Below are 5,838 nucleotides of genomic sequence, written 5' to 3'. Positions count from 1 at the left end.
GGCGTCGGCGCAGCACTTGCCGCCAGCCAGTCCGGCCAAGGCGAGCGGCTTTGCGTCGGCGGGCGGCACGACCAGCGATAATAGACTCAGGCCGAGCGCCATCAGCGCGATCAGCACCGTCCAGCCGAAGCTGGTGCCAAGCCCGGTCTGCCAGATGACCGGCTGCGCCAGCCGGGCAAGCGGCGCGCCGAGTGCATCCAGCCCCTGGAAGCCGAGCGACAGGGGTGCGGCGGCCAGCCCGCACAGGATTGCCGCGACGATCAGGCGCTGGCCGGATCGACCGTCTTGCGCCAGCCAGGCCAGCGCAAAGGCACCGCCAACGCCGAAAAACAGGCCGATATACAGTAAAACCTTGCCGATCCAGATCGCCGTTCGAAGCCCCCGGTCGACGGCTTCGGAGGCGGCCGGCGCGGCACTCGGTGCACCGACCGAGAACAGCACCGAGCCGCCGACCGGATGCCCGTCGGTGGAGATTACCCGCCAGCTCAGCACATGCGTGCCGGATTTCAGCGCCTGCGGATTGTCGATCTCGACGATCTGGCCGCTGAGCCGGAAAGAGCTCAGCTGGATCGACGTGCCGTCGGGCCGCACCAGCGTCAGCACCAGCGGCGAAACCGGTTCGCTGAAGGTCAGCGACATCTGCGACGGGCTCTGCGCCAGCACCGCACCGTCAGCCGGCTCGGCCTTGATCAGCGCCGCATGGGCGAAGGCGGGGTGCGGCGCGGCAATTGCGGCGAGCAGCACGATGGCGGCAAGCAGGCCAGCCACAAGCCGGCCAGAACAGTTGCCGGCCATGCAAGCTTGCCCCAGGAAGGATGCCGCGCTCATCTCACCGCCAAGAGCAGCGGCGCGCTCATCCGCCAAAGCGCGCCGCTGGAGCTCACTTCTTCGGCAGCAGCTTGAGGCCGGGCGCCGGAAATTCCAGCGCGTCCTCGGCCTGCCCGGCCGCCGGAATCTCGATCCAGCGATCGGCAACGCCGTCACATTCCTGCACCACCGGGAAATGCAGCATCTGGCCTGCCGGCAGGTCGGACGCCAGTGTCGCGCGAAAGACGAATTCGTCGTAGAATTCGTCCGGCAGGCTGCCGGCGCTCCAGTCGATCTCCTTGACGCCGCTGGTCACTGCCTGGCCGTAAAGCTGGTAGGACTTCTCGTATTTGCCGTTCTTGACCTGCAGCGTCCAACCCGGCTTCGGCATCGGTTTGACCGAGAGCACCCCTTCCGGGATCTGCACGCGCAAGGCGGTCGTTGCCTTGCCCTCGCAGCCATGCGGCACCCGAAGAACCGCCTTGTAGGTCGAGCCGGCCGCCGCCTCCGGCGTTTCGAGCGTAATGTGGGCAAAGGCCGCGCTGGTCCCGAGGACAAGAAGCACGCAGCCGGGCAAAAGAGATTTCTTCATGACGGTACCTCTCGAAGCGGCCAAGTCAGTGGTCGTCCTGGGGCGCCGCGCTGCCGATGCCTTGCACGGCGAATTCAATCTGCACGGGCCCTGCTTTTTCGAAAGTCAGCGTGGCGGAGAACATTTCGCCCTCCTTGGGCTGCCGCCTCAAATCCATGAACATCAAGTGATAGCCGTTGGTCGCCAATGCGACCTTGCCGCCAGCCGGGATTTCGAGGCCGCCGGTGACCGGCCGCATGGTCATGACGCCATTGCTGACGCCCATCTCGTGCAGTTCGGCCTTGGCCGAAATGTCGGAGGTGATCGACAGCAGGCGATCCGGCGCACTGCCGGTGTTGGTGACGGTGAAGTAGCCGCCGGCCACCTTGGCGCCGGATGGCGTGGCGCGCGACCAGGGGTGCCCGATCTCGAGATCGCCAAGCTTGAACTCATGTGCCAACACCGTCTGGGCGCTGGCGAACAGGAAGGCAAGAACGCAAAGGGCGACGCCGAGACGCCGCTCGAAACCACCCAGTGAGAAGCGCCTGCGGCTGGATGCGGCAGCGCGAAAAGAGTGAGACATGATTGCTCCGTGGACTTTAGGGGATCGCGCCGACGGCCGGTCGCGAACGATGTCGATAAACACGCCGGCGAAGGGTTGTTGCGCGGCGCGAACCAGAACGGCTCAGGCCGTCGCCGGTGGTGCGCGCGGATAGGACGGAGTGCGGGCGCGGGCGAAATCGCGATGCCGGAAGGCCGGCAGGAAAAAGACGATGGTTTCGACGGAGAGGCTGCGAGCCAGGCTCCCGGCGGCATCGGGCGGCGCGTAGACCGCCGAAACGAGGTTGCAGCCAAGCATACAGCAAGCCGGCATGTGCTGCTGATGCGGATCGCCGGCGGGGAGTTGCGCCGCACCGTCATGGGTGCAGATCGTGTTGCCGAAAGCGTCGAATTGCGAGGCGTTCGGCTCGACGCCGGAAGCAAACGCGCCGAACATCGACTGGAGCACGAAAAGCCACGCCGCGGCGAACGCGACCGGCATGCTCCATCGTCTCCGGCGTATGGTCAAGAACCAGCCTCTTCACGCAGCAACGTCAGCTCTCTAGCACGGAGCCGGCGGCCGGAAAATCGCCAAAACGTTGCTGCGGCAACGCAACACAATCACGCGCGTAGCGGCTGCCTGCCCTCGGGAATCGACATCAGCAGCGTCTGGCGGGCCGATTTCAGGTGCTTGCGGCAGGCGGCGTCGACCTTGGCGAGATCGCGCGATTTGAGCGCGGCGATATAGGCGAGATGCTCCTGGACCGCGACTTCGTTGCGCTCGCGCTCCTGCGCCTTGTTCCACTGGTAATGATAGTGGAAGATCATGGCGATGACGTCGTAGAAATCGACGATGAAGCGGTTGTGCGACGCCCGGTGGATCAGCCGGTGAAAGCGCTCGTCAAGCTCGGAGAATTCGCTGAAGCGCACGGCGATCTCGCGCGCCAGCCTTTGATGCTCGTCTTCCAGGCGGTCGAGGTCGGCCCACACCGGGCTGTCCTCGGGCAGAGCGGCAAAGGCTGCGGCCGAGCGCAGTTCGAACATCTCACGGATTTCGGTCAGCTCCAGCGCGAAGGCGCGGGTGAAGCCTTTCAGCACCCAATGGCTGTTGCGGCGCTTCTCGATCAGCCCAAAGCGCGAGAAGCGGATCAGGAATTCGCGCACGCTGGTGGTGCCGACGCCGATCTCGCGCGCCAGTTCGAGCTCGTTGATCTGCATGCCGGCTTCGGCACCGCTGGCAAGCAGCCGCCGCATGAAGGAGCGCTCGATGATCTCGGCCAGCGTGTCGGTTTCTTCCTCGGGGAAGAAATCGTCCGGCCGCGGTTCGCGCAGAACCGTCTTGCTGCGCTTGTTCCAGTCGATCAGCCCGGTCTCTTCCATGCGCGCAAGGATGGTGCGGACCGTCGTGCGGCTGACGCCGAGCAGCGTGCCCAGCTCCGGTTCCGAAGGCAGGCTCCTGGTTTCGTCGAGCAGCCTCAGACCGCGATTATAGGCATCCTTGTAAACGTTGTTGCTCTTCGACATCCCCTGCCCCGTGGCGCGCCGCCGTTTGCGTCCGACGTGAAGCGTTTCTCGCGCATGAAACCGGTACCGCTTCGGAAAACATCATGCGCAACGCTAGTTTTGGTTGTAGAGCCTACTTCACGCATCCAAAAGAAGCGTCGCGCTCTGGCGAAAAAACAATTGACGCATAAATGTTTTTTCACGATAAAAGACATTATATGTTAAGAGCCGCGTGTCAATCCGCTCGCGCACCCAGGAACACACCCAGGAAGCTCCCGTGAACGCCGCAAACAGCATTCTTCTGTCTCCCGCTGACAATGTCGCGGTCGCCAATGGCCGCATCGAGATCGGCACCGTGCTGCCGGGCGGCGCCGTCGCCGCCGCGCTGATCGAGCCGGGCCACAAAGTGGCGATCAAGCCGATTGCGGCCGGCGAAGCCGTGGTCAAATACGCCCAGGCAATTGGCCGCGCCACTGAAGCCATCGCGCCCGGCGAGCATGTCCATTCGCACAATCTGGTCTTCGAAAGCGGGCGTTTGCCGGTGGTGCCGCCGAGCGAGGCAGTGCATGCGACCGAGGCCGACCGCGCCCGCACCTTCATGGGCTACCGCCGCGCCGACGGCCGCGCCGGCACGCGCAACTTCGTCGGCATTCTCGCCAGCGTCAATTGCTCGGCCACCGTCTGCCACGCCATCGCCGACGCCGCGAACCGCACGCTTCTGCCGCAATATCCCGGCATCGACGGCTTCGTCCCGATCGTCCACGGCCAGGGCTGCGGCATGAGCGCCACCGGCGACGGCATGATGGTGCTGCACCGCACGCTGGCCGGCTACGCCCGTCATCCGAATTTCGGCGGTGTGCTGATGGTCGGGCTCGGCTGCGAGGTCAACCAGCTCACCCTCTATGGCCAGAAGGGCGTTGCCGCGGGAAAACGCCATTTCAACATCCAGGAAGCCGGCGGCTCGCGCAAATCGGTCGAGAAGGCGCTGGTCGTGCTGGCCGAGATTGCCGAAGAGGTCGGCAAACTTCAGCGTGAGCCGATCCCGGTCAGCGAGATCGTCGTCGGCCTGCAATGCGGCGGCTCCGACGGCATGTCCGGCATCACCGCCAATCCGGCGCTGGGTGCCGCGGTCGACATCCTGGCCGGCGTCGGCGGCATCGGCATCCTCTCCGAAACGACGGAGATCTACGGCGCCGAGCACCTGCTCGCCTATCGCGCCGCAACTCCCGAGATCGCCGCCAAGCTCGACGGCTACGTGAAATGGTGGGAAGACCACGTCGCCAAGCATGGCGCATCCATCGACAACAATCCCTCACCGGGCAACAAGCGCGGCGGCCTGACCACCATCCTGGAAAAGTCGCTCGGCGCGGTCGCCAAGGGCGGCCAGACGCCGCTCAACGGCGTCTTCGGCTATGCCGAAAAGGTCACCGGGCACGGGCTGGTCTTCATGGATACGCCCGGCTACGACCCGGTCTCGGCCACCGGCCAGGTGGCGGGCGGCGCCAACGTCATCGTCTTCACCACCGGCCGCGGCTCCTGCTTCGGCTGCCGGCCGACGCCGTCGATCAAGGTCGCCAGCAACTCAACCATGTACCACACCATGGAAGAGGACATGGACGTGAATTGCGGCGTCATCGCCTCGGGCGAAAAGACCATTGCCGGCATGGGCCGCGAGATCTTCGAGCTGATCGTCGAGACGGCTTCGGGCCGCAAGACCAAGAGCGAAGAGTTCGGCTACGGCGACAACGAGTTCGTGCCGTGGCACCTCGGAGCGACGCTCTAAGCCGGCCGCAAACACCTGACGTGATCGCCAGGTGTCACAGTTCGTACACCCCAAAAAAGAATGAACATTCCATATTGACTGAGCGATGGAATTAATATTCCATGCGACATATTGGAGGAGATTGGCAGCGGAGTTCCGAGGGAGCAAGCTTTCCCGCCCAGCCATTCGAAGCGGCCATCAAAGAGCGCTTGCGCCGACCGAGGTGATGCACTATCAAAATGCGGTAAATGTTTTTTATTGATAAAGTTCCGTTTGGGCCGCGCCATCCGAATGGAGCTTCCGTAACATTCACCGGGCGACTTAGGGAGGACTCCTAATGAAATTCGTGACCAGCATTCTCAATCGCCGCGCCTTCGTGGCACTCACGGCCGCCTCGATGCTTGCCGGCGTGATGCATTCGGCACCGGCATCCGCGGCTGACGCGACCATTCCGATCATCGTCAAGGACACTACGTCCTTCTACTGGCAGATCGTTCTGGCCGGCGCCCGTAAGGCCGGCAAGGATCTCGGCGTCAACGTGCCGGAACTCGGCGCCCAGGCCGAGACCGACGTCAACGGCCAGATTTCGATCCTCGAAAATGCCGTCGCCGGCAACCCGGCCGCCGTCGTCATCGCGCCGACCGAAGCCAAGGCG

Annotated in this window: 7 protein-coding genes; 2 read left to right on the top strand and 5 right to left on the bottom strand. The window is 64.3% G+C overall.

Translation table 11 applies throughout. The features are described 5' to 3' along the window. The 5 genes from E5W70_RS28355 to E5W70_RS28335 all read right to left on the bottom strand — a co-directional run. Positions 1–828 (bottom strand): copper resistance protein CopC (locus E5W70_RS28355; protein ID WP_292664625.1); only part of this gene is annotated, 828 nt, incomplete at its 3' end. Positions 829–880: 52 nt separating this feature from the next. Further along, positions 881–1,399 carry a YcnI family protein gene (locus E5W70_RS28350; protein WP_292664624.1) on the bottom strand — a complete coding sequence of 173 codons (519 nt, stop codon included), beginning with the start codon at positions 1,397–1,399 and terminating at the stop codon, positions 881–883. A 25-nt stretch (positions 1,400–1,424) separates the two neighbouring features. Then, positions 1,425–1,961 (bottom strand): copper chaperone PCu(A)C, encoded by a 537-nt coding sequence (locus tag E5W70_RS28345; RefSeq protein WP_292664623.1) that lies wholly within the window; start codon positions 1,959–1,961, stop codon positions 1,425–1,427. 102 nt (positions 1,962–2,063) lie between these two features. Then, entirely contained in the window at positions 2,064–2,420 is a 357-nt protein-coding gene (locus E5W70_RS28340; RefSeq protein ID WP_292664622.1) for a DUF2946 family protein, read from the bottom strand. A gap of 119 nt (positions 2,421–2,539) precedes the next feature. After that, entirely contained in the window at positions 2,540–3,442 is a 903-nt protein-coding gene (locus tag E5W70_RS28335) for a GntR family transcriptional regulator (protein ID WP_292664621.1), read from the bottom strand. A 256-nt stretch (positions 3,443–3,698) separates the two neighbouring features. Between E5W70_RS28335 and E5W70_RS28330 the strand changes: the two genes are divergently transcribed. Together E5W70_RS28330 and E5W70_RS28325 are read left to right on the top strand one after the other, a co-directional pair. Continuing rightward, a complete protein-coding gene (locus E5W70_RS28330; protein ID WP_292664620.1) occupies positions 3,699–5,204 on the top strand; it encodes an altronate dehydratase family protein in 1,506 nt (501 codons plus the stop codon). Between the two features lie 316 nt (positions 5,205–5,520). Further along, positions 5,521–5,838 (top strand): substrate-binding domain-containing protein (locus E5W70_RS28325; RefSeq protein ID WP_292664619.1); only part of this gene is annotated, 318 nt, incomplete at its 3' end.

It is taken from the genome of Mesorhizobium sp. (assembly GCF_005063415.1).
In the GTDB taxonomy this organism is placed as follows: Bacteria; Pseudomonadota; Alphaproteobacteria; order Rhizobiales; family Rhizobiaceae; genus Mesorhizobium.
The sequence above is the reverse complement of the archived record's forward strand: the minus strand, read 5'-3'. Positions and strand labels throughout refer to the sequence as shown.